We start from the raw sequence: 19,098 nt of genomic DNA, 5'->3' as shown, positions 1-19,098 counted from the left end.
CGTATGAGATATTTAACAGCAGGAGAGTCCCATGGGCCTCGACTAACAGCCATCATCGAGGGGGTTCCAGCAGGCCTTCCTTTATCTGAAGAGGATATTAATAAAGAGCTCAAACGTCGACAAGGTGGCTATGGTCGTGGTGATCGGATGAAAATCGAGAGTGACCGTGTTGAGATCACATCAGGGGTCCGTCATGGATTGACCATGGGAGGTCCGATTACTCTGAATGTGACCAATCTGGATCACCAAAAATGGCTGGAGATCATGAATGTAGCACCGGTCGAAGAGAAAAAGAAAAATCTGCGTAAGATCACCAAGCCACGTCCTGGTCATGCCGATCTAGTCGGAGGGATCAAATACCGTTTTGACGATCTTCGTAATTCCTTAGAGCGTTCTTCTGCCCGTGAGACAACCATGCGTGTAGCCGTTGGTGCAGTTGCTAAACGGATTTTAGAAGAAATTGGCCTTGAAGTAGCCAGCCACATTGTTAATTTTGGGGGAATCGAGATTGCAATTCCCGAGAATCTAACCGTTTCAGAAATCAAGGAAAAGGTAGCGAAGTCGGAAGTTTCGATCGTTGTGCCAGAACAAGAAGAAGCTGTTAAGGCCTACATTGACCAAGTGAAAAAAGATGGCGATACCATCGGGGGAATTGTAGAAACCTTGGTTGGTGGTGTGCCTGTTGGACTAGGATCTTATGTGCAATGGGACAAGAAATTGGATGCCAAAATCGCTCAAGGAGTGGTCTCTATCAATGCCTTTAAGGGAGTTGAGTTTGGTCTTGGTTTTGACGCAGGTCGCCTAAAAGGTAGTCAAGTCATGGATGAAATCATCTGGTCTCAGGACACTGGCTATACCCGTCGCACCAATAATCTTGGTGGTTTTGAAGGGGGCATGACAAACGGTGAGCCCATTCTGGTTCGTGGTGTCATGAAGCCTATTCCGACCCTCTACAAACCTTTGATGAGTGTGGATATTGAAACCCATGAGCCTTATAAGGCAACGGTTGAGCGCAGCGACCCAACAGCTCTGCCAGCTGCAGGTGTAGTGATGGAAGCAGTGGTCGCAACAGTCCTTGCTACAGAAGTGCTTGAAAAATTCTCTTCCGATAACTTGGAAGAATTGAAAGAAGCCGTTGCCAAGCACCGGGATTTTACGAAGAATTTTTAAGAGAAAGAGTTTTCCTTTGGAGAAGAAAGTTGTTTATATTGCAGGCTTGGGCTTAATTGGTGCATCCCTCGCGCTGGGCATTAAGAGGGCCCACCCACATTTGACCGTTCTTGGTTACAATCGTAGTGAAGCCTCTCGAACCATCGCCCTTGAAAGAGGAATGGTGGATCAAGTGACGGATGATTTCGCAGCTTTTGCCCCTTTAGCAGATATCATTATTTTGGCCCTTCCCATCAAGCAAACCAAGTCTTACTTAGAAACCTTAGCTAGCTTGCATTTGAAAGACCGGGTACTGGTGACAGATGCAGGCTCTACCAAGGCAGAAATTGTCGCACAAGCTGAAAAAGTGTTTACAGATAAGGATGTACGCTTTGTGGGAGGACACCCCATGGCTGGTAGTCATAAGACAGGTGCTGCAGCAGCAGATGCCACCTTATTTGAGAATGCTTATTATATTTTTACCCCTTCCAGCTTGACGACAGGGGGTGCCATGGAAGAGTTGAAAGAGCTTCTGAGTGGATTGGGATCTCGATTTATTGAAATCGACGCCGAGGAACACGATCGGGTGACTTCCCAGATCAGCCATTTTCCTCATATTTTAGCCTCGACTCTGGTCGAGCAGGCCGTAGCTTATGGGGAAGAGCATGAAATGACTCGCCGTTTTGCGGCTGGTGGCTTTCGGGATATGACACGGATTGCGGAAAGTGAGCCAGGCATGTGGACTTCTATTCTCTTGTCCAACCCTCAAGCGATATTAGAGCGGATTGCAGATTTCAAAGACCGTTTGGATCAAGTGGCCGAGACCATTCAAGCTGATAACGAGGAGGCTATTTGGTCCTTTTTCCATGAAGGGCGCAAGCACCGAAAAGAAATGCAGATCCATCAGCGTGCTGGACGCGATAGTGCCTATGATCTCTTTATCGATGTCCCCGATCAGGAAGGTGTGATCCTCGAAATCTTGCAACTCCTACAAGGGATTTCCTTGGTTAATATTCACATCAATGAAGAGAATCGTGAAGATATCCACGGGATTTTGCAGCTGACCTTTAAAAATGCAGAGGATCAAGAGCGGGCTCAAACATTGATCAGCCAGGCGACGTCTTATACTGTCCTTGCTCGCTAGGTCTACAGAAGGATTTGCGTCAAAAGTCCTGCTTCATTTTAGGAATATTGAAGGAAAAGCAGTATAATAGAAGTATCTTATCAGTAAAGGAGCCTAGAAAATGGCAAATATTTATGATGTAGCAAATGAACTCTCTCGGACCCTTCGAGACCTTCCTGAATACAAGGCTGTCGTAGAAAGCAAGCAAGCGATCGAAGCAAATCCAGAAGCGAAAACGCTGTTTGACGAATACGTCGCTTTTCAAAATCAACTGCAAGGCTTGATGCAATCCGGTCAACTTCCAACAGAAGCTGTGCAACAAGAAATGAAGGACTATATGGAAAAAATCCAAGCAAGTCCGATTGTGAATGAATTTTTCACCAAACAACAACAATTGTCTATTTATCTTGCAGATCTTGAAAAGATCATCTTTGAGCCGATTCAAGATTTATACAAGTAGAATTTTCTACCAGAGTTGTCATTTCGACTCTGGTATTTTCGTTCGCCACTAGAGGAAAACAAGCTCAAAAAATGCTTGGAAACATTCGTTTTTTGTTCCAAATTTTTGATCAAAAATTGAATTCATGTCCTATTTATGATAGAATATGTGGAAAAGCACTCTGGAGATGGCAATGAAATTAAGAACCAATAGCAAGGGTCTAAAGGGAACCATTCGTGTCCCTGGTGACAAATCCATCAGTCACCGATCCATTATTTTTGGAAGTCTTGCAAAGGGCGAAACCAAGGTCTATGATATCTTGCGAGGCGAAGATGTGCTTTCTACCATCCAGGTGTTTCGAGATTTAGGAGTCTCCATCCAAGATGACGGGGATGTGATTCGGATTCAAGGAGTAGGCTTTCAAGGTCTTCAAGCCCCGACATCTCCCCTTGACATGGGCAATTCAGGAACGTCTATTCGTTTGATATCGGGTGTTCTAGCAGGTCAGGATTTTGCAGTGACTATGGTTGGAGATGATAGTCTTTCCAAACGTCCCATGGATCGTGTCGCGATCCCACTGCGTCAGATGGGGGTAGAGATTGCTGGTCAGGGAGATCGCGATTGCCCACCTTTACATGAAAAAGGGACCCGTCAGCTCCAACCGATTCATTACCGTTTGCCAATGGCATCGGCTCAAGTCAAGTCTGCTCTCATTTTTGCGGCTCTACAGGCTGAGGGTGAATCGACGATTATCGAGAAGGAAAAGACGCGTGACCATACAGAGGATATGATTCGCCAATTTGGCGGAGAGATCCAGGTAGACGGAAAAATCATCCGCATCCAGGGCGGACAAGAGTTCCAAGGTCAAGAAGTCATCGTTCCTGGAGATATTTCCAGTGCAGCCTTTTGGTTAGTGGCTGGCCTCGTTCTGCCAGATAGTGTGATCAAGATTGAAAATGTGGGCACCAACCAAACGCGGACTGGGATTCTCGAAGTGATTCAAGAAATGGGGGGAGATCTCACCATGGAGGATCGCGATGAAAAAGCGGTCTCTGCAAGTCTCACTGTTAAGACTTCGTCCTTAAAAGGGATTCGGATTGATGGGGAGTTGATTCCACGCTTGATTGATGAATTGCCGATTATTGCTTTACTAGCGACACAAGCAAATGGCCAGACCGTGATTGCGGATGCTGAGGAGCTTCGTGTGAAAGAAACGGATCGCATCCAGGTCGTAGCAGATAGTCTCAATGCTATGGGTGCCAATGTCGTGCCAACGGAAGACGGTATGGTCATCACCGGACCAACTCCCCTACATGGAGCTGACTTAGAGACCTTTGGAGATCACCGGATTGGGATGATGGCTGCCATTGCTGCCTTATTGGTGAGAGATGGAAATGTGGTGTTGGATCGGGCAGAGGCCATTAACACCAGTTACCCTAGTTTTTTTGAAGATTTGGAGACCTTACTGCATGGCTAAAATTTTACTTGGTTTTATGGGAGCTGGGAAAACGACCGTTGGTCGCATTCTTGATCCAAAGTTCCATGATATGGATGAATTAATTGTTGAAGAGATCGGTATGTCGATCAATGACTATTTCGCAGTGGAAGGAGAAGCTGCCTTTCGTCGTCGCGAGGCTGAAATGCTGGAGCGTTTATTGGAAAATGAAGCAGCCATTATTTCTCCTGGAGGCGGGATTGTCGTCAACCCTCATAACCGTGCGCTCTTGGAAAAAAATCCTCACAACATATATCTGCGGGTAGATTTTGAAACCTTGTACAGACGCATTCAAAATGACAAAGCCATGCAACGTCCCCTCTTTTTAAACCACACCAAAGAAGAATTCAAGAAGATTTTTGATGGTCGTTTGCCTTTGTATGAGGATATTGCTACCCATATTGTGGATGTCGAGGACAAAACACCTGAAGAAATTGCGGAGATCATTCGATGCTTGTAGGCTATCTTGGTCCCAAGGGATCTTTTACCCATGATGTGGCCACTCATAGCTTTCCAACTTCTGAACGCATCGCTTATCGGACGATCACAGATGTTATTAAGGCCTATGAAAATCAAGAAATTGATTTTGCAGTCGTCCCAGTTGAAAACTCGATTGAAGGCAGTGTCCACGAGACCATCGATTACCTCTTTCACCAAGGGACCATCCAGGCAGTTGCAGAAGTGGTCTATCCCATCAAGCAACAGCTCTTGGTGGCTAGAAAAGATCGGCCTATTCGAACGGTCTATTCGCATCCACAGGCCTTGGCCCAAGGGAAGGCTTTTCTAAGGGCCCATTATCCAGATGTGGCTATGGAAATGACGGCTTCAACAGCCTATGCAGCCCGCTATGTAGCAGAACATCCAGAATTGGAGATTGCGGCTATTGCCCCTCTGGCAGCAGCCAGTGAGTACGGTTTGGAAGTCCAGGCCAAAGATATCCAAGAAATCGAGGACAACTACACACGTTTTTGGGTTTTAGGGACAAAAGAGCCCTTGATTTCAGAAACTTTAAATCTTTCGAGTCAAAAGATTAGCTTGGCTTTAACCTTGCCAAGTAATCTGGCAGGAGCCCTCTATAAGGGTTTGTCCACCTTTGCTTGGCGGGGAATCAATTTAACCAAGATTGAAAGTCGCCCCCTAAAAACAGCTTTAGGAGAATACTTTTTCATTATTGACCTCCTAAATGAAGCGCCTGATCTAGTGCAGTTTGCCTATCAAGAATTAGACAGTCTGGGCATTCAGACAAAAGTCTTGGGTCAGTATCAGGTCTATACCATAAAAGATAACGGAATGGAGAAAAGATGAGTAACGAATCCAACTTTCTATCTCACCATGAGCGAAAGCGATTAGAGTACTTATACTCAAATTTTCATTATTTGAATGAACGAGAACAACTAGAATACAATTATTTGCTCAAAAAAAGCCAAGGAGTTTATGAGGAAACAGAACCCCTTCAACAGCCTGAAGTAGCTGCTACTGAAGAAGTGCAAGGGGAGATTGCTGAACCGATTGGTGACCTTCCTGTTTACCAATCACGTAGCAAAAAAACAAAGAAAAAAGCAGTTGCTGCGACGAGCGATCTACCTAGGAAACCACGGAAAAAGATCCGCGTCAAGCGGATCCTCAAGTGGATAGCTCTCTTTTTCTTGCTCATTATCGGTGGCATGGTCTTTATGTTTGTGAAAGGCCTCAACAGTAAACCAGCTGGTAAAGATGCCAAGCCTGCTGTCGTCGAGAAATTTAACGGCAAGAAGTCGCGAGATGGGGTTAATATCCTGATCTTGGGGACAGATGGTCGGATCGGTGAGAAGTCAGATGAAACCCGGACAGACTCCATCATGGTGGTCAATGTTAATAACAAAGAAGGCAAGATCAAGATGGTCAGCTTCATGCGGGATACACTGGTCCATATCGATGGTGTAAGCCAGCAAAATATTCCTGAATATGATGGCTACTATGACCAGAAGCTCAATACTGCCTTCACCATCGGTGAGCAAAATAACAACCAAGGGGCTGAATTGGTGCGTCAGATGCTCAAAGATAACTTTGACATTGACATCCAATATTACGCCATGGTCGATTTCAAGACCTTTGCGACAGCGATCGATACCCTCTTCCCAAATGGGGTCGAGATGAATGCGCAGTTTTCAACGGTTGATGGCGAAAAGGTCAGTGAAGTAGAAGTACCAGATGATTTGAACATGAAAGACGGTGTCGTTCCGCAGCAAACCATCAAGGTTGGAAAACAACGGATGGATGGCCGGACCCTTCTCAATTACTCGCGTTTCCGCAAGGACGATGAAGGAGACTTTGGTCGGACCCGTCGCCAACAAGAGGTCATGTCCGCTATCATGCATCAGATCAAGGATCCAACCAAACTCTTTACGGGATCTGAAGCCCTTGGGAAAGTCTTTGCCATGACGTCTACCAATGTTCCTTTCTCTTTCCTATTGACCAATGGACTTGGCCTAGTCGGTAGTGCTGGAAAAGGAATTGAACGAGTAACCATCCCAGAAAATGGGGATTGGGTCGATGCCTACGATATGTACGGTGGCCAAGGATTGCTGGTTGATTTTGACGCTTATAAAAAGAAATTGTACCAAATGGGACTGAGATGATATAATAAGGGGATAGGAGTTTAGGACTCCATCCCTTTTAATTTGTAGAAAGATAGAAAATGATGTTAAAGAAAAATGAAATTGTAACCGTTGAGATTGTCGATTTGACACACGAGGGAGCAGGAGTGGCTAAGGTCGATGGCCTGGTCTTTTTTGTGGAGAATGCCCTGCCAGGAGAAGTTATCCGCATGCGCGTGCTCAAAGTCAATAAGAAGATCGGCTACGGAAAAGTAGAGGAGTACCTAGAAAAATCCCCTCACCGCAATGAAGAGCTAGACCTAGCTTACTTGCGAAGCGGTATTGCCGACTTAGGGCACCTAGCTTATTCGGAGCAGCTGAAATTCAAGGCCAAGCAGGTCAAGGATAGCCTCTACAAGATGGCAGGAATCTCTGATATCGAAGTACCCCTGACCTTGGGGATGGACAACCCTGTCCAGTATCGCAATAAGGCCCAGGTCCCTGTTCGTCGTGTCAATGGTCAGGTAGAGACAGGCTTCTTTCGGAAGAACTCTCATGATTTGATGCCGATTGAAGATTTTTATATCCAAGATCCAGTCATTGACCAAGTAGTCTTGGCTCTTCGAGATTTGATTCGTCGGTTTGATCTCAAGCCTTATGATGAAAAGGAACAGTCTGGCTTAATTCGCAATCTGGTGGTCCGCCGAGGTCATCATTCTGGAGAAATCATGGTCATTTTGGTCACTACTCGTCCCAAGGTGTTCCGTGTGGACCAGTTGATCGAGCAGTTGATCCAGCAATTCCCAGCCATCAAATCCGTTATGCAAAATATCAACGACCAGAATACCAATGCCATTTTTGGAAAAGAATGGCGGACACTTTATTGTCAGGATTACATTACTGACCAAATGTTGGGAAATAGCTTCCAAATCTCTGGACCAGCCTTTTACCAGGTCAATACCGAAATGGCAGAGAAGCTCTATCAGACAGCCATCGACTTTGCAGACTTAAGTGAAGATGATGTGGTTATCGATGCCTATTCCGGAATCGGGACCATTGGCCTATCAGTTGCCAAGCATGTCAAGGAAGTCTATGGGGTAGAAGTTATCCCCGAAGCTGTGGAGAATAGCCAGAAGAATGCTAGCTTAAACGGCATCACCAATGCCCACTATGTCTGTGATACAGCAGAAAATGCCATGAAGAATTGGCTCAAGGAAGGAATCCAGCCAACTGCTATCCTAGTCGATCCCCCACGCAAGGGTTTGACCGAAAGCTTTATCAAAGCAAGCGTCCAAACAGGCGCTGACCGCATCGCCTATATCTCCTGTAATTTGGCTACTATGGCGCGTGATATCAAACTCTATCAAGAGTTGGGATACGAATTGAAGAAAGTCCAGCCGGTTGATTTATTTCCGCAGACGCATCACGTCGAGTGTGTAAGCTTGTTTGAGAAACATTTTTAATTTTCATAAGATTTAAACTTGATTACAAAAAAAGGAATTATTATCATGGGAATATTCGATGATTTTGAGTACAAAGAGAACTACCAAAATGAAGAAAAAGTAATTGAAGTACTTAAAAAGATTTTAAGAGCAATTCATCTAAATAATTATAGAGATATTATGGATTGTGTTGATGGTTCAGAAGTTACTGATGTAAAAGAGTTACTTGAATATATCGACGAGTCATTACAATTAAATGATTTTGATAAAATTGATGAATATGGTGTAGAATGTAATTTCCATCCGAATTATGAGTATTCTCAATTACAAGTTTATGAATTTAATGATCAAACTGGCTTTGCTGTTGAATATCAGATGACCTCCGATTCTGAATTAGTAGATTTAACCCTACAATTAGAATTTTTATACCAAGAGGATGGTTATAAAATAACTTCTATAGATGTAGATCCTGGATAAACCAAACTTAATTATCTTCGTTATATGATAAATGCGTATATTAAGGCTAGATAATTTGATTGTAAGTTGCTTAAAATATCGGTTAGCTTTTCAAATATTGGGAGAATGAAAGATGTATCTATTGGAATTGTGCCAAAATGATCATTCTAAAGATTTTGTCGTGTTTGATTCTTTAGAAGATGGAAAAGACTTTGTTTCTCAAATACCTGGATATACCTTAGAAATAGAAGATGGGTTTGAAGTGGAGTATGTGAACCCCAAACACTTGTCGAATTATATGGAAATTATTTATAACGGAAACGTTGTGCCTTTATCTAGATTTTCGTTTAATTCTGAGGAAAATGTGATCATTGTTTGGAAAGATATTACAAATCTATCCATTAAACACGATATATGCTGATAAAATAGATGAGTATGACAAGTAGAAATGTCAGTCTTGAAGGAGGAATCTTATGCTAGGAGCAATTACTGGAGACATTGTAGGTTCAGTTTACGGATGGAACAATATCAAAACGAAGGATTTTCCTTTATTTTGTGAGGATTGTTTTTTCACGGATGATACGGTAAGTTCGAACCGCTGAGTGTGTGAGTTTGTTAGTGAAACGTAGTTAATCCTCAAAATAAAGAAACTAAAACTCCATTATTTTGAGATGAAAACCTAAACTGTTTTTAAGGAGGTGTTATATTGATAGAAAGCAGACCTGTGTTTGAAAAAATATCATCCTTTGATGAGTTTAATAAATACTACTGGTATCGTGATGAACTTTCACAGATATGCAAGTCATTAGGGCTTGAAAATAGAGGTACAAAACAAGAACTCAATGATATTATTGAGCAGTACTTTAAGGGAAATTTGATTAAAAAATCATCAACAAAAAGAAATAAGAAACTAGTAGAAGTCGTTACCTTAGATACGCCCTTACTTGAATGCGGATTCTCCTTTAATGCACACTTTAGAGAATATTTCTCAACTTTAACAGATGTTTCGCCCTTTAAATTTACTGCTGATATGGCGACTGCTTGGAGAAAAGTAAAAAGAGAAAATGATTTGAGTTTTACAATCCAAGATATGCTAAAAGTTTATTATGGAAACTCAGACTATGCTAAGTATGACCATTCGGTTTGTCAATGGAATCAATTTCTAAAGGATTTCTGTGCAGACGAAAATAGTCGCAACTACTCAAACAAATTAAAAGTTGCTTCTATTCTTTGGAAAGAAGTTAGAAATTCAAAAAATGAAAAAATTTACTCAAAGAATCTTTTAACCGAATATGTTGATAAAATAAAAGAGTATGGCAAGTAGAAATGTCAGTCTAAACCAATAGTTCGTAAGGAGGAATACCATGCTAGGAGCAATTATTGGAGACATTGTAGGTTCAGTTTACGAATGCAACAATATTAAAACGAAGGATTTTCCCTTATTTCGTGAGGATTGTTTTTTCACAGATGATACTGTTATGACCTGCGCCGTCGCAGAAGCAATCATGAATGGTGGTCAGAAAGATGACTTTATTGACGCCATGAAGAAATATGGAAAAATGTATCCCGATGCGGGCTACGCTGCTCGGTTTAGTAGTTGGATCAATAGTGACAATCGTGATCCTTACAATAGCTTTGGAAATGGATCTGCTATGCGTGTTTCTCTCTGTGCTGCTGAAGAACTCGTTAATGTTCACATAATCCCACTAAATGACTATTCCTGTCTTGTATTAGATAGACTTGGAAACATTATTGAGAAAATTGACTAGTTTTCATTATCTAAATCTTGATCTAGGTAACTAAAGTGTAAACGAACATTTATATGAAAGGATTAGAGTAAACATGAGTCTCTTATTTGAAGAATTTAAAACTATTTGTTTCCATTTAAATCGAGTCGGAATTACACCGACACTGATGGGGTCTTTGGGATTGGAGTTTAGAACGAAAGAAAATTGGGGGCCGTCTGACATTGACATTCATGTGCCTGGTGACCCTAGAGGTTGGGAAGCACCTGATCATCTCAGAATTTATGAATGGGACAAGATAATGAAAGTGATGAAAGACTTAGGCTACGTCTTAATAGATATTCATGAGCATGAATTCCAAAAGGATAGAGTGAGTGTTGAATTTGGAAGTATCGATTCCTTACTTGATTTTGCAGGAGTTTCGGAATCGGATATAGAGCTTATTCACATTGAAGGCATCGCTTTTCGTCTTCCAAGTCTGGAGCAGTATCTAAGTATTTACAAAGCTTCTTCTCAAGACTCCTATCGAAATGATCACAATAACAATAAGGATTTTAAAAAGATCGAGTGGCTGGAAAGACATTTGTAAATTATCATATGAAAAGTAGTAAGTTGTAAGTCAGGCTGCTATGTTATGTTTATCATCATTTTTATTGGTCATTTAATTTATACTATATTGGCTAGTAATAGAATTAGTAAAGAAAAGGATTTTAAATTTTAGATCAGCTTATCCATTATTGAAAGTAACGATTTTATAATTAGATGATTAATGTTAGAGAATTATCAATTGTAATTTTAAGTGGAGTTATGGATGTCATTTCTTTTGGAAGTGATGATAATCTTTCCGTTCCACAGTATCATTTTAAAATGATTTTCATTGTCTTTTGTTTATTAGTATAAAAGCAGCATATTACCACATGTTGAGGCGGTATCACTGCTTGTACGAGTTGTGGCATCAACGAAGTAGAAGTAGATGTTCCGCCCATGGGACAAGGTGAGACCGAAGGTCGAGAAGGTGCCCTGGGGTATAGGACTCGTAGAATGAGGAGGGAAACCGACGAAATGATACGGTAAGTCCGAGTCGCTGATTGCGTGGCTCTGCTCTTCCGATCTGAGAAAGCGAAAAGTAGAAGGGGATGGTATTGGTATCAATCAATGAGTAACAAAGTAACAGCATGATTCGAAACATTTGCTTGTAATTTGCGGAGGAACATCAATATGGATGGAATAACAAAAGATTCTATAAAAATGGCTAAACTAATGAAACAATTATGGCCCCAATTGACCGATAAAGAAGCTATTGATGAAGTAAAAAGATATACGAATGGCAAAAATACTGCAATCTTTACTGAAGTTGAAGGTGACACAATTGTAGGTCTAGCACTATGTTCACTCAGATTTGATTATGTTGAAGGTTGTAAATATAGTCCTGTTGGATTCTTAGAAGGGATTATTGTCGACGAGGAATATCGTTTAAAGGATATTGCTAAAAATCTCTGTACAAAATGTGAGGAATGGGCGAAAAATAAAGGATGTAAGGAATTTGCAAGTGACTGTACTTTAACGAATACGGATTCTATAAGATTTCATCTCAATATTGGATTTCAGGAGGCAAATAGAATTATTCATTTTAAGAAGAAATTATAATTTCAGAACTTGGTCAAAATTTATGTATCTTTAGGAAGTGTGAAAGAATGGACGGACTACGAATTACTTTTCATTAGTTAAGAATATAGTAATGTTATAAAGTTAATCGAGGAGTTATTGATGGATTTTAGTAGTAAGATAGCTATAAATAAAGGCTGGTCAGATGATAAAAAATATTGTGTGACAGATAAAAATCAGCAAAAATATTTCTTGCGTGTCTCTGATAAGGAGAAGTTAGATTCTAAAAAATTTGAATTTGATATGATGGAGAAAGTAGCTTCTCTTGGAGTTCCGATGTGTAAACCGATTAACATAGAACTATGCGATGACGAAGTACATTCTTTACATGAATGGATAGATGGGAAAGATGCTCGAGAAACCATTTTAACTGTTTCAAAAGAACAACAATACATTTACGGAGTAGAAGCAGGAAGAATCCTTCAAAAAATTCATTCACTCCCTGTCACAGAAGTTCGTGAAGATTGGGAGGGCTTTTATAATCGAAAAATTGATGACAAAATCTCCAAATACAAAGAATGTCCCGTTCAATATGAAAATAGTCAGATCTTTATTGATTTTTTAAATGCAAATCGAGAATTGTTAAAAGATAGACCTCAGGTTTTCCAACATGGAGATTATCACATCGGGAATTTCATGATTGGTGAAGATCATAAAATTTATGTCATTGACTTTGATCGATTTGATCTGGGAGATCCTTGGGAGGAATTCAATCGTATTGTATGGTCTGCTCAAGTTTCTCCCTCTTTTGCGTCTGGTATGATAGATGGATATTTTGATCATAAGGTTCCGGATTTATTTTGGAAGCTTCTCGCTATCTATATTCTAAATAACATAGTTGGTGCTCTGCCATGGGCTGTACCATACGGAGCTGAAGAAGTATCAGTAATGCAACATCAAGCTAAGGAAATTTTAGAATGGTATGATGATATGAAGCAAATCATTCCTAGTTGGTATTTGATTGAGAAAAAGGCTTAATAATAGAAGAGTTTAAATATCAATTTGAAAAAATGTCAAGATTATTTGCTCATATTATAACGAATTCAATTCTTTATTAATACCTATCGAGAATTATCTTGAAACTTGGAATGTTGTTTTGGGGGCAAGTAGCATGAAAGAATATATTTTAAATTTAGAAAAAGAATTCTCTTTAATAGAAAATGGATTTAAAGAAGAAGAGAAAAGAGCTCTTGCTGATTATCTATCAAACGATAATGTGTATACCAAAGAATTAGCATTTTTAGCTTTTAAATCCAATGTATATCAAGTTAGAATGTACAGTGTATTTCTCTTTGGCCATTTGTCATCGTATGAAGAAATTTTGATCTTTATGAGGGATGAGGTTTCAAAGGATGACAATTGGAGAGTTCAAGAAGTATTAGCAAAAGCATTTGATGAATTTTGTAAGCAAACAGGTTATGAAAAATCTCTTCCGGTTATTGACGACTGGCTACAAAATAATAATCCAAATGTCAGAAGAGCTGTTACAGAAGGTTTGAGAATATGGACGAGTAGACCATATTTCAAGGATAATCCAGATGAAGCTATTAAACGAATCGCAACATTAAAAGAAGATTCTAGTGAATACGTTAGAAATTCAGTCGGTAATGCTTTGAGGGATATTAGTAAGAAATTCCCGGAGTTGATTAAAATTGAGCTTGATAGCTGGAAATTAGAAAGTAAAGAGATTCAACAAGTTTACAAGCTAGCAAGTAAATTTGTTAAATGATAATTCTAAACTATAAAGTTAAAAAATGGTAACTATAAAATATTTTCATTCTATAGTATAATTTTAAACAACTACTCTATCACTTTCGTTCTATAATATAGATGCTTCGCCCATGGGATAGGACTCGTAGAATGAGGAGGGAAACCGACGAAATGATACGGTAAGTTCGAATCGCTAAATGTGTAGCTTTGCTGATAAAATCTTAAAACCTTTGAACGAAAGGGAATATGAAAAGCCTTGAATGTAAGGCTTTTTTATGTTTTTGTGATAGAATATAGGTAGTTATATAGCGAAACTAACTAAGAAGCAGTAAAAAATGTTATTTGTAAAATAATATCCATACCTAACCGAGCAGTCCATTATCTAATTTTCACGAGCGAGTTCATTTTCGCTCGTTTTATATTTCTCCGATGAATCAGTAACTCTCATCACAAAGGAAGTCCAGTTTATTTTCGATGTATTTTTTACAATCTGTTGTTGGAGGTTTGAATTAGAGGTTTGAAAGTATTTTAATAAAATAAATGGTCAATAGGGCAAAAAATAGCTTTATATTAAACAAAAATATAAAGGGAATCGTTGAATAGTTAGATACAGTTTTCAGATCAAGCGATTGTATTTACTTGATTGGCTTTTAATATTAGGAACTAAAAAATAGTAGCAATAACAATACTTTAGTTTCTTGATTGAGTTAATTTATTTCTACTAATAGATAACTTTTTAAACTCTCAAGAAATGCCGTTTTTACTAATACATAATGCCATAATGGCCTCCAAAATAACCCAGAATAGATAATAAGTCGCCTGACTAAACACCTCAGAAACTGCGGTGGCACGCCAACAAAATTTCACTCGAAGCGAATAGCAATGCGAACAAAAATACTCAGTAAAAACATATAATTTTTACTGAGTATTTGGTCTCAATAGTAACTAAAAATATTTAGTTAACATGCAAATAATAGCGGCTATGCTTTATAGTAATGTTGTAGAATTTGCATGATTTCTATTACTTTTAATTATTTCCAAATGCAAATCCCTTACTAAATTAATACTACTTAATATAGCCTCTCCTTGATTTAATTTAGTGATTTGCTTATAAGATTGCTCTGATAGATGATTTTTAATGCTTTCTAGCTCATTTTGGTGAGTAAGACGATGAACGAGTAAAGTACCAACTTGTCCGAGAAGTTCTTTGGGTACATCTTGTGGATTTTGTGTAGTCAAGAATAGAAAGATCCCTTTTTTTCGGCCCTCTCGAGCGATAGAGGTTAAACCTATTTGATAACTGTTTTCTTGATTATACCTAGTATATCGATGGACTTCATCGATATACATAACAAATGCGATATCATCTTTTTTCTTAGAATCTATAATGTAAGTACTTATTAAATCAATTATCATTCCACCGATACTATCGCTTGTACCGATAGATGAAGTATTTATATATAAGCTGTGAATATTATTATTGATAAAGTTATTAATCTCTTCTATTAAGTCGGAGTTCTCGTCGGTTTTTGAGCCGAAAAATTCTGATAACCTAGTATTTGATAATTTGTATTCTATTTTTTGCACAAGCCATTGTTTTTGGTTAAACTGAAACGCCCCAGCAATATATGTCTTCATATCTCTACTAAGCTCAACGGCTTCCTCGGTAATTTGTGCTGAAAGTAACGATAAATCAAAAGAAGTGTCTTTAACTTTTAAGCTAGACATATCTTGAGAAACCTTAACGGGTGTTTTGCCCGCTTTCTTATATACTCCATCTAAATCCCCTTTCTTTTGGTAACGTAAACTTTTAATTGCATCTGCTAACACAGCGGGTTGCGTAGAGTCGTTAGTTTCAAACAATGTAGCCCATTGACTAAATGATAAACGACCTGTATCTAAAATCGTATCAATGCCTAAGTTTAATTTTCTTACATTTTCATTTTCGTCAAACGAATGCAAATATTCTCCAGTGGGATCTATTATTAGTACTTTTTTATTATTTTGAACCAATTTATCTAAAATAGATAGAGAGGATGTAGATTTTCCACTATTCGTCGTTCCGATAGCCATAAGATGTCTATCAAATAGTGTACTAGGGTACAATGAAACTTCTTTAGAGGACATATTTGAAAATTTCGCGAATGATTCTAATTTAGTTTCATTATTAGCTGTGCTGTCGCTTTTGAGTTCAATCGATTGTAAATAAATATCAATTATTTTTTTATTTGCAATATAGACCCTATCTGTTAGTCCCACTGTAGCGAAACCGGATAGTTTAAATCTATTGCTATTATGTGACATCACTCCAATTATATCTATGCTAAGTTCTGGATAAATTTTTTCTGAATCATTTTTTAAGAGTGCACTATGAACACTATCCGAATTTGGAAGTTTCGACTGGTAGACCTCTCCAAGAAAGACTCCCAGAGTAGATTCAACAACAACAAGAAAATTTATAGTGTTAGGGATCAATAACTCTTTTCGAATTTTCCTAAATTTGAGCCAGGAAAGATTTTCGACTTGAACTACGCTCGAGTTTTTATAAACTTGAGAAATCATACCTAAATAAAAATCATTTTTGTCGCCGATGGTGTATAGATTGTCAATCATTGATATTACCTCTTATAAAATAATCGGTTAAATTTGAATTCATAGTCGCTTGAAGGAAAGCAATACTGTAATCTTTCTTCATTAAATCTATTAGCTCGTTCCAGTTTTTATTAGGGGTCGCAGGGGAAATGTCGAAGTCTGTAACTAATATACTTAAACTTGGGATTGTTTTTAATGCCTGAATTATCATTCTAGAAATATGATTATCAGCAAAGCTAAAACCAGCGGTAATTAAAACGGTATTCTGTTTACGTAGTAATGCTTGAAATTTTGAAAATAGTTCAAAATAAGGTCGTTCGTAGCTTTGCATATACTTATTTGAGCTCGGAAAGACCATTATTGGTTCCTTGATACTATTTTTATCTTTTCTAATAATTTCATCTCCATCCTGCTCCCAAGTTAAGGAGCCATGAATTTTCAATAAATTAATAACTGATTTTTTATAAGCTTCTTTTTGAGATTTTACATCCGGAATAGGTTTAGATAGATACCAATCAAACATATCAACATCAAAGGCTGGTTTGTGAGAGAAGGTGAAACCGTCAAATACAGTATAATTAAGACTATATGCACTATCTTCGACTATAGTATCGTAATTAGTGGTAACTATCGAAAGTCTGTTTGGAGTGGTAAGTAGTTCTGTTAATTGTTTTATTAATGTTGCATGTTTGAAGTGATGAGAGTCGTAATCATAAGAAGTCTTCTGTTTTATGATTTTAATAATTTCATCGTACGATTGTTTAAACTTTTTTTCTCCTTTCGTTTCAGATATAAATTGTAAATACGCTTGTAAATGAGATAAGAAATCTTCCAAGTTAAACTCTTCTGAGTTGTATCTACATTTTTCTGATAACTCATCGATAGTATAGTATGTAGGCGAAACGAGTTTAGCTTTTACCTCATTTCCAAGCATGGCTACAGTATGACCGAAATTTGGATTAGGCTTACCATCTTGTTTAGGTACGACAGAAGCTCCGGCGCCAGCTAATAGAACTATATTATCGAATGGATTGATAAAACTAAAAATCTCATCTTTTATGATATGATCAAAATCGTCTTTTTCGATTGGCTGTTCTTTATCGTTTAGTAGTTCTCGCTCATTCTTAAAATATTTTTTGCCATCTTGTGATAGCTTCATTGTATTGCTTATATATTTATCTATCATATGCGCACTCCTCTTTATAGCATTATACCACTAAATAAATTATTAAGCGATGGTAGTCGTCGTTTTTACACGTCGTACGCATGAAAAAAATATACCTCCCTAGTTCACTAGAAAGGCAAATTTTTAATATGCAGTTGTCTTACAAAAGCATCTTTTTCGTATTTCATACCCAAATTCTAACATAACTTGTATCGGAAATCTACAATATTTTAAGAAAACAAGCTTTCTGAAAACGTTACTTTCTTCGTGCGTTTGGCCTGTCGTTTTTACGCTACTGCGATTATTCGGCTTATTGTGTCTCAAATAATTTATTGATATAATTAAGGAAGTAATATTACTTCAATTGTTCTAATTACTGTTTTTCTATTCTGTGGTTATCTCTTGCTGACTTTTTATGAGTATTTATTGGTATTCTTAGCACAAGTCGCAGAGTGGCTAGGAGCGTCTTTTGTTAAAAAATTAAATAAAGAACTTGATAAACATGAAGAAAAGAGGAAATCTGAAAGAAAATAAAGAGACTCCCTCGAAATTGAGACAGGTCTGCTTTTATCATACTATATAATATTAAAATAGGAGGATTTAGATATCTCCTGTTTTAATATTGGGTTGTAGGGTATATTGATATTTGGACTGCTGTCTGAGCTATGTTATAATCAAGATATGGAGATAAAATGACAGAAATTGATAAAAGGAATTTAAAAAATTATCTTTATATTACATTTGGAATTACTTATATAACTTGGGGGCTTCTTGCCATATTTACACGATCTGATATTTGGGGATTAGAAACGATTATAGGTAGAACATTACATATACTAGGTGCACTTGGACCAGCTATTGCAAGTGGCTTTTATTTGAAAAGGAATAATATAAAATTTCAACATTTTGTATTTAGTAAGAAAGAAAATACTAGTATTTATTTTATTATTCACCTGTTAACAATTTTGATACTATTTTCTGTATCTTCCTTAGAACTAAACGGAGTACCAATATATCTGATGCCACTATTCTTTATTCAATTAATTTTTTTTGGTGGTGGACATGAAGAATTAGGATGGAGAGGTATATTACAACCCTTACTTGATAAAAAATATACATATTGGCAATCTAATTTGATTGTAGGATCAATTTGGGGGATTTGGCATCTGCCTTTATGGTTTATAGTAGGAGAAAGTCATCAAGGATTTCCTTTTATTTTATTTTTTATATATACGTTATTTTTAAGTTTTGTTTTAGGGCTTCTTTACCGCCAAACGAAATCTGTGGGGTATTGTATTTTATTTCATGCGTTCGCAAATTTGTTAAATCTCTATTTTGTGTTGAAGATTAATCTTATTTTTATTATCATTTTTATAGCTTATTTAATTTATACAATATTAGCAAGTAATAGAATTAGTAAGAAAAAAATATTTTAAATTTTTGATCAGTTTAACTATTATCGAAAGTAACGATTGATGTATTTAGATCACAGCTTCTTTAAACAGATTAAACAAGGATGTATCTAGTGAAAGTCTCACAGT

The 19,098-nt window shown here is 37.9% G+C and carries 19 protein-coding genes and 1 pseudogene; 18 read left to right on the top strand and 2 right to left on the bottom strand.

What is annotated here, in order from left to right; genetic code table 11:
• The first annotated feature begins 3 nt into the window (after nt 1–3).
• The 17 genes and pseudogenes from aroC to O3646_RS03255 all read left to right on the top strand — a co-directional run bounded on the left by aroC (nt 4) and on the right by O3646_RS03255 (nt 13,819).
• Complete coding sequence (gene aroC / locus O3646_RS03335) at nt 4–1,170, top strand: chorismate synthase (RefSeq protein ID WP_371610539.1); 1,167 nt, start codon at nt 4–6, stop codon at nt 1,168–1,170.
• Nucleotides 1,171–1,186: 16 nt separating this feature from the next.
• Nucleotides 1,187–2,293, top strand: coding sequence for a prephenate dehydrogenase (locus tag O3646_RS03330; protein ID WP_371610538.1), 1,107 nt, complete (start codon nt 1,187–1,189; stop codon nt 2,291–2,293).
• A 100-nt stretch (nt 2,294–2,393) separates the two neighbouring features.
• Complete coding sequence (locus O3646_RS03325) at nt 2,394–2,732, top strand: YlbF/YmcA family competence regulator (RefSeq protein WP_003014453.1); 339 nt, start codon at nt 2,394–2,396, stop codon at nt 2,730–2,732.
• A 172-nt stretch (nt 2,733–2,904) separates the two neighbouring features.
• Nucleotides 2,905–4,188: a 3-phosphoshikimate 1-carboxyvinyltransferase gene (aroA, locus tag O3646_RS03320; protein ID WP_371610537.1), complete on the top strand. Its 1,284-nt coding sequence runs from the start codon at nt 2,905–2,907 to the stop codon at nt 4,186–4,188.
• Complete coding sequence (locus O3646_RS03315) at nt 4,181–4,666, top strand: shikimate kinase (RefSeq protein WP_320909268.1); 486 nt, start codon at nt 4,181–4,183, stop codon at nt 4,664–4,666. The genes aroA and O3646_RS03315 overlap by 8 nt, the downstream gene beginning before the upstream one ends.
• Entirely contained in the window at nt 4,657–5,511 is an 855-nt protein-coding gene (gene pheA / locus O3646_RS03310) for a prephenate dehydratase (RefSeq protein ID WP_371610536.1), read from the top strand. The genes O3646_RS03315 and pheA overlap by 10 nt, the downstream gene beginning before the upstream one ends.
• Nucleotides 5,508–6,824 (top strand): LCP family protein, encoded by a 1,317-nt coding sequence (locus O3646_RS03305; RefSeq protein ID WP_371610535.1) that lies wholly within the window; start codon nt 5,508–5,510, stop codon nt 6,822–6,824. The genes pheA and O3646_RS03305 overlap by 4 nt, the downstream gene beginning before the upstream one ends.
• Before the next feature lie 62 nt (nt 6,825–6,886).
• A complete protein-coding gene (rlmD, locus tag O3646_RS03300) occupies nt 6,887–8,245 on the top strand; it encodes a 23S rRNA (uracil(1939)-C(5))-methyltransferase RlmD (protein WP_371610580.1) in 1,359 nt (452 codons plus the stop codon).
• A gap of 45 nt (nt 8,246–8,290) precedes the next feature.
• Nucleotides 8,291–8,701, top strand: a complete 411-nt coding sequence (locus tag O3646_RS03295; protein WP_368385316.1) for a hypothetical protein — start codon at nt 8,291–8,293, stop codon at nt 8,699–8,701.
• A gap of 112 nt (nt 8,702–8,813) precedes the next feature.
• Nucleotides 8,814–9,092, top strand: a pseudogene (locus O3646_RS03290) (hypothetical protein); the annotation flags it as partial.
• A gap of 61 nt (nt 9,093–9,153) precedes the next feature.
• Complete coding sequence (locus O3646_RS03285) at nt 9,154–9,282, top strand: ADP-ribosylglycohydrolase (protein ID WP_080983022.1); 129 nt, start codon at nt 9,154–9,156, stop codon at nt 9,280–9,282.
• Between the two features lie 104 nt (nt 9,283–9,386).
• The gene (locus O3646_RS03280; RefSeq protein ID WP_049518197.1) at nt 9,387–10,004 is read left to right on the top strand and encodes an SAP domain-containing protein; all 618 of its coding nucleotides are present in this window, start codon (nt 9,387–9,389) and stop codon (nt 10,002–10,004) included.
• Nucleotides 10,005–10,044: 40 nt separating this feature from the next.
• Nucleotides 10,045–10,449 carry an ADP-ribosylglycohydrolase family protein gene (locus tag O3646_RS03275; RefSeq protein WP_229040388.1) on the top strand — a complete coding sequence of 135 codons (405 nt, stop codon included), beginning with the start codon at nt 10,045–10,047 and terminating at the stop codon, nt 10,447–10,449.
• Between the two features lie 73 nt (nt 10,450–10,522).
• Nucleotides 10,523–11,014, top strand: a complete 492-nt coding sequence (locus O3646_RS03270; protein WP_048789075.1) for a phosphoribosylanthranilate isomerase — start codon at nt 10,523–10,525, stop codon at nt 11,012–11,014.
• A 629-nt stretch (nt 11,015–11,643) separates the two neighbouring features.
• Nucleotides 11,644–12,072: an aminoglycoside 6'-N-acetyltransferase gene (gene aac(6'), locus O3646_RS03265; protein ID WP_061564071.1), complete on the top strand. Its 429-nt coding sequence runs from the start codon at nt 11,644–11,646 to the stop codon at nt 12,070–12,072.
• Between the two features lie 120 nt (nt 12,073–12,192).
• The gene (locus tag O3646_RS03260) at nt 12,193–13,068 is read left to right on the top strand and encodes a phosphotransferase (RefSeq protein WP_342983804.1); all 876 of its coding nucleotides are present in this window, start codon (nt 12,193–12,195) and stop codon (nt 13,066–13,068) included.
• Nucleotides 13,069–13,201: 133 nt separating this feature from the next.
• Nucleotides 13,202–13,819 carry a DNA alkylation repair protein gene (locus O3646_RS03255; RefSeq protein WP_371610534.1) on the top strand — a complete coding sequence of 206 codons (618 nt, stop codon included), beginning with the start codon at nt 13,202–13,204 and terminating at the stop codon, nt 13,817–13,819.
• A gap of 968 nt (nt 13,820–14,787) precedes the next feature.
• On the opposite strand, the gene O3646_RS03250 is transcribed toward O3646_RS03255, so the two are convergent.
• The gene (locus O3646_RS03250) at nt 14,788–16,413 is read right to left on the bottom strand and encodes a helicase HerA-like domain-containing protein (RefSeq protein WP_342983802.1); all 1,626 of its coding nucleotides are present in this window, start codon (nt 16,411–16,413) and stop codon (nt 14,788–14,790) included.
• Nucleotides 16,406–17,578: an SIR2 family protein gene (locus O3646_RS03245; protein ID WP_342983801.1), complete on the bottom strand. Its 1,173-nt coding sequence runs from the start codon at nt 17,576–17,578 to the stop codon at nt 16,406–16,408. Before O3646_RS03245 ends, O3646_RS03250 begins: the two co-directional genes overlap by 8 nt.
• Before the next feature lie 671 nt (nt 17,579–18,249).
• Here O3646_RS03245 and O3646_RS03240 point away from each other — a divergent pair.
• Nucleotides 18,250–18,993 (top strand): lysostaphin resistance A-like protein, encoded by a 744-nt coding sequence (locus tag O3646_RS03240; protein ID WP_371610533.1) that lies wholly within the window; start codon nt 18,250–18,252, stop codon nt 18,991–18,993.
• Nucleotides 18,994–19,098 lie beyond the last annotated feature (105 nt).

Origin of the sequence: Streptococcus sp. 27098_8_148, from assembly GCF_041432105.1 — a bacterium.
Taxonomy (GTDB): Bacteria; Bacillota; Bacilli; order Lactobacillales; family Streptococcaceae; genus Streptococcus; species Streptococcus parasanguinis_AE.
Note: the sequence above shows the minus strand (reverse complement) of the source record. Positions and strands in the feature narration are given on the sequence as shown.

What these genes read in the sequence shown, in the direction of transcription:
- aroC (WP_371610539.1), top strand. Translation starts at nt 4, where the DNA reads ATGAGATATTTAACAGCAGGAGAGTCCCATGGGCCTCGACTAACAGCC.
- O3646_RS03325 (WP_003014453.1), top strand. Translation starts at nt 2,394, where the DNA reads ATGGCAAATATTTATGATGTAGCAAATGAACTCTCTCGGACCCTTCGA.
- aroA (WP_371610537.1), top strand. Translation starts at nt 2,905, where the DNA reads ATGAAATTAAGAACCAATAGCAAGGGTCTAAAGGGAACCATTCGTGTC.
- O3646_RS03315 (WP_320909268.1), top strand. Translation starts at nt 4,181, where the DNA reads ATGGCTAAAATTTTACTTGGTTTTATGGGAGCTGGGAAAACGACCGTT.
- pheA (WP_371610536.1), top strand. Translation starts at nt 4,657, where the DNA reads ATGCTTGTAGGCTATCTTGGTCCCAAGGGATCTTTTACCCATGATGTG.
- O3646_RS03305 (WP_371610535.1), top strand. Translation starts at nt 5,508, where the DNA reads ATGAGTAACGAATCCAACTTTCTATCTCACCATGAGCGAAAGCGATTA.
- rlmD (WP_371610580.1), top strand. Translation starts at nt 6,887, where the DNA reads ATGTTAAAGAAAAATGAAATTGTAACCGTTGAGATTGTCGATTTGACA.
- O3646_RS03295 (WP_368385316.1), top strand. Translation starts at nt 8,291, where the DNA reads ATGGGAATATTCGATGATTTTGAGTACAAAGAGAACTACCAAAATGAA.
- O3646_RS03285 (WP_080983022.1), top strand. Translation starts at nt 9,154, where the DNA reads ATGCTAGGAGCAATTACTGGAGACATTGTAGGTTCAGTTTACGGATGG.
- O3646_RS03275 (WP_229040388.1), top strand. Translation starts at nt 10,045, where the DNA reads ATGCTAGGAGCAATTATTGGAGACATTGTAGGTTCAGTTTACGAATGC.
- O3646_RS03270 (WP_048789075.1), top strand. Translation starts at nt 10,523, where the DNA reads ATGAGTCTCTTATTTGAAGAATTTAAAACTATTTGTTTCCATTTAAAT.
- O3646_RS03260 (WP_342983804.1), top strand. Translation starts at nt 12,193, where the DNA reads ATGGATTTTAGTAGTAAGATAGCTATAAATAAAGGCTGGTCAGATGAT.
- O3646_RS03255 (WP_371610534.1), top strand. Translation starts at nt 13,202, where the DNA reads ATGAAAGAATATATTTTAAATTTAGAAAAAGAATTCTCTTTAATAGAA.
- O3646_RS03250 (WP_342983802.1), bottom strand. Translation starts at nt 16,413, where the DNA reads ATGATTGACAATCTATACACCATCGGCGACAAAAATGATTTTTATTTA.
- O3646_RS03245 (WP_342983801.1), bottom strand. Translation starts at nt 17,578, where the DNA reads ATGATAGATAAATATATAAGCAATACAATGAAGCTATCACAAGATGGC.
- O3646_RS03240 (WP_371610533.1), top strand. Translation starts at nt 18,250, where the DNA reads ATGACAGAAATTGATAAAAGGAATTTAAAAAATTATCTTTATATTACA.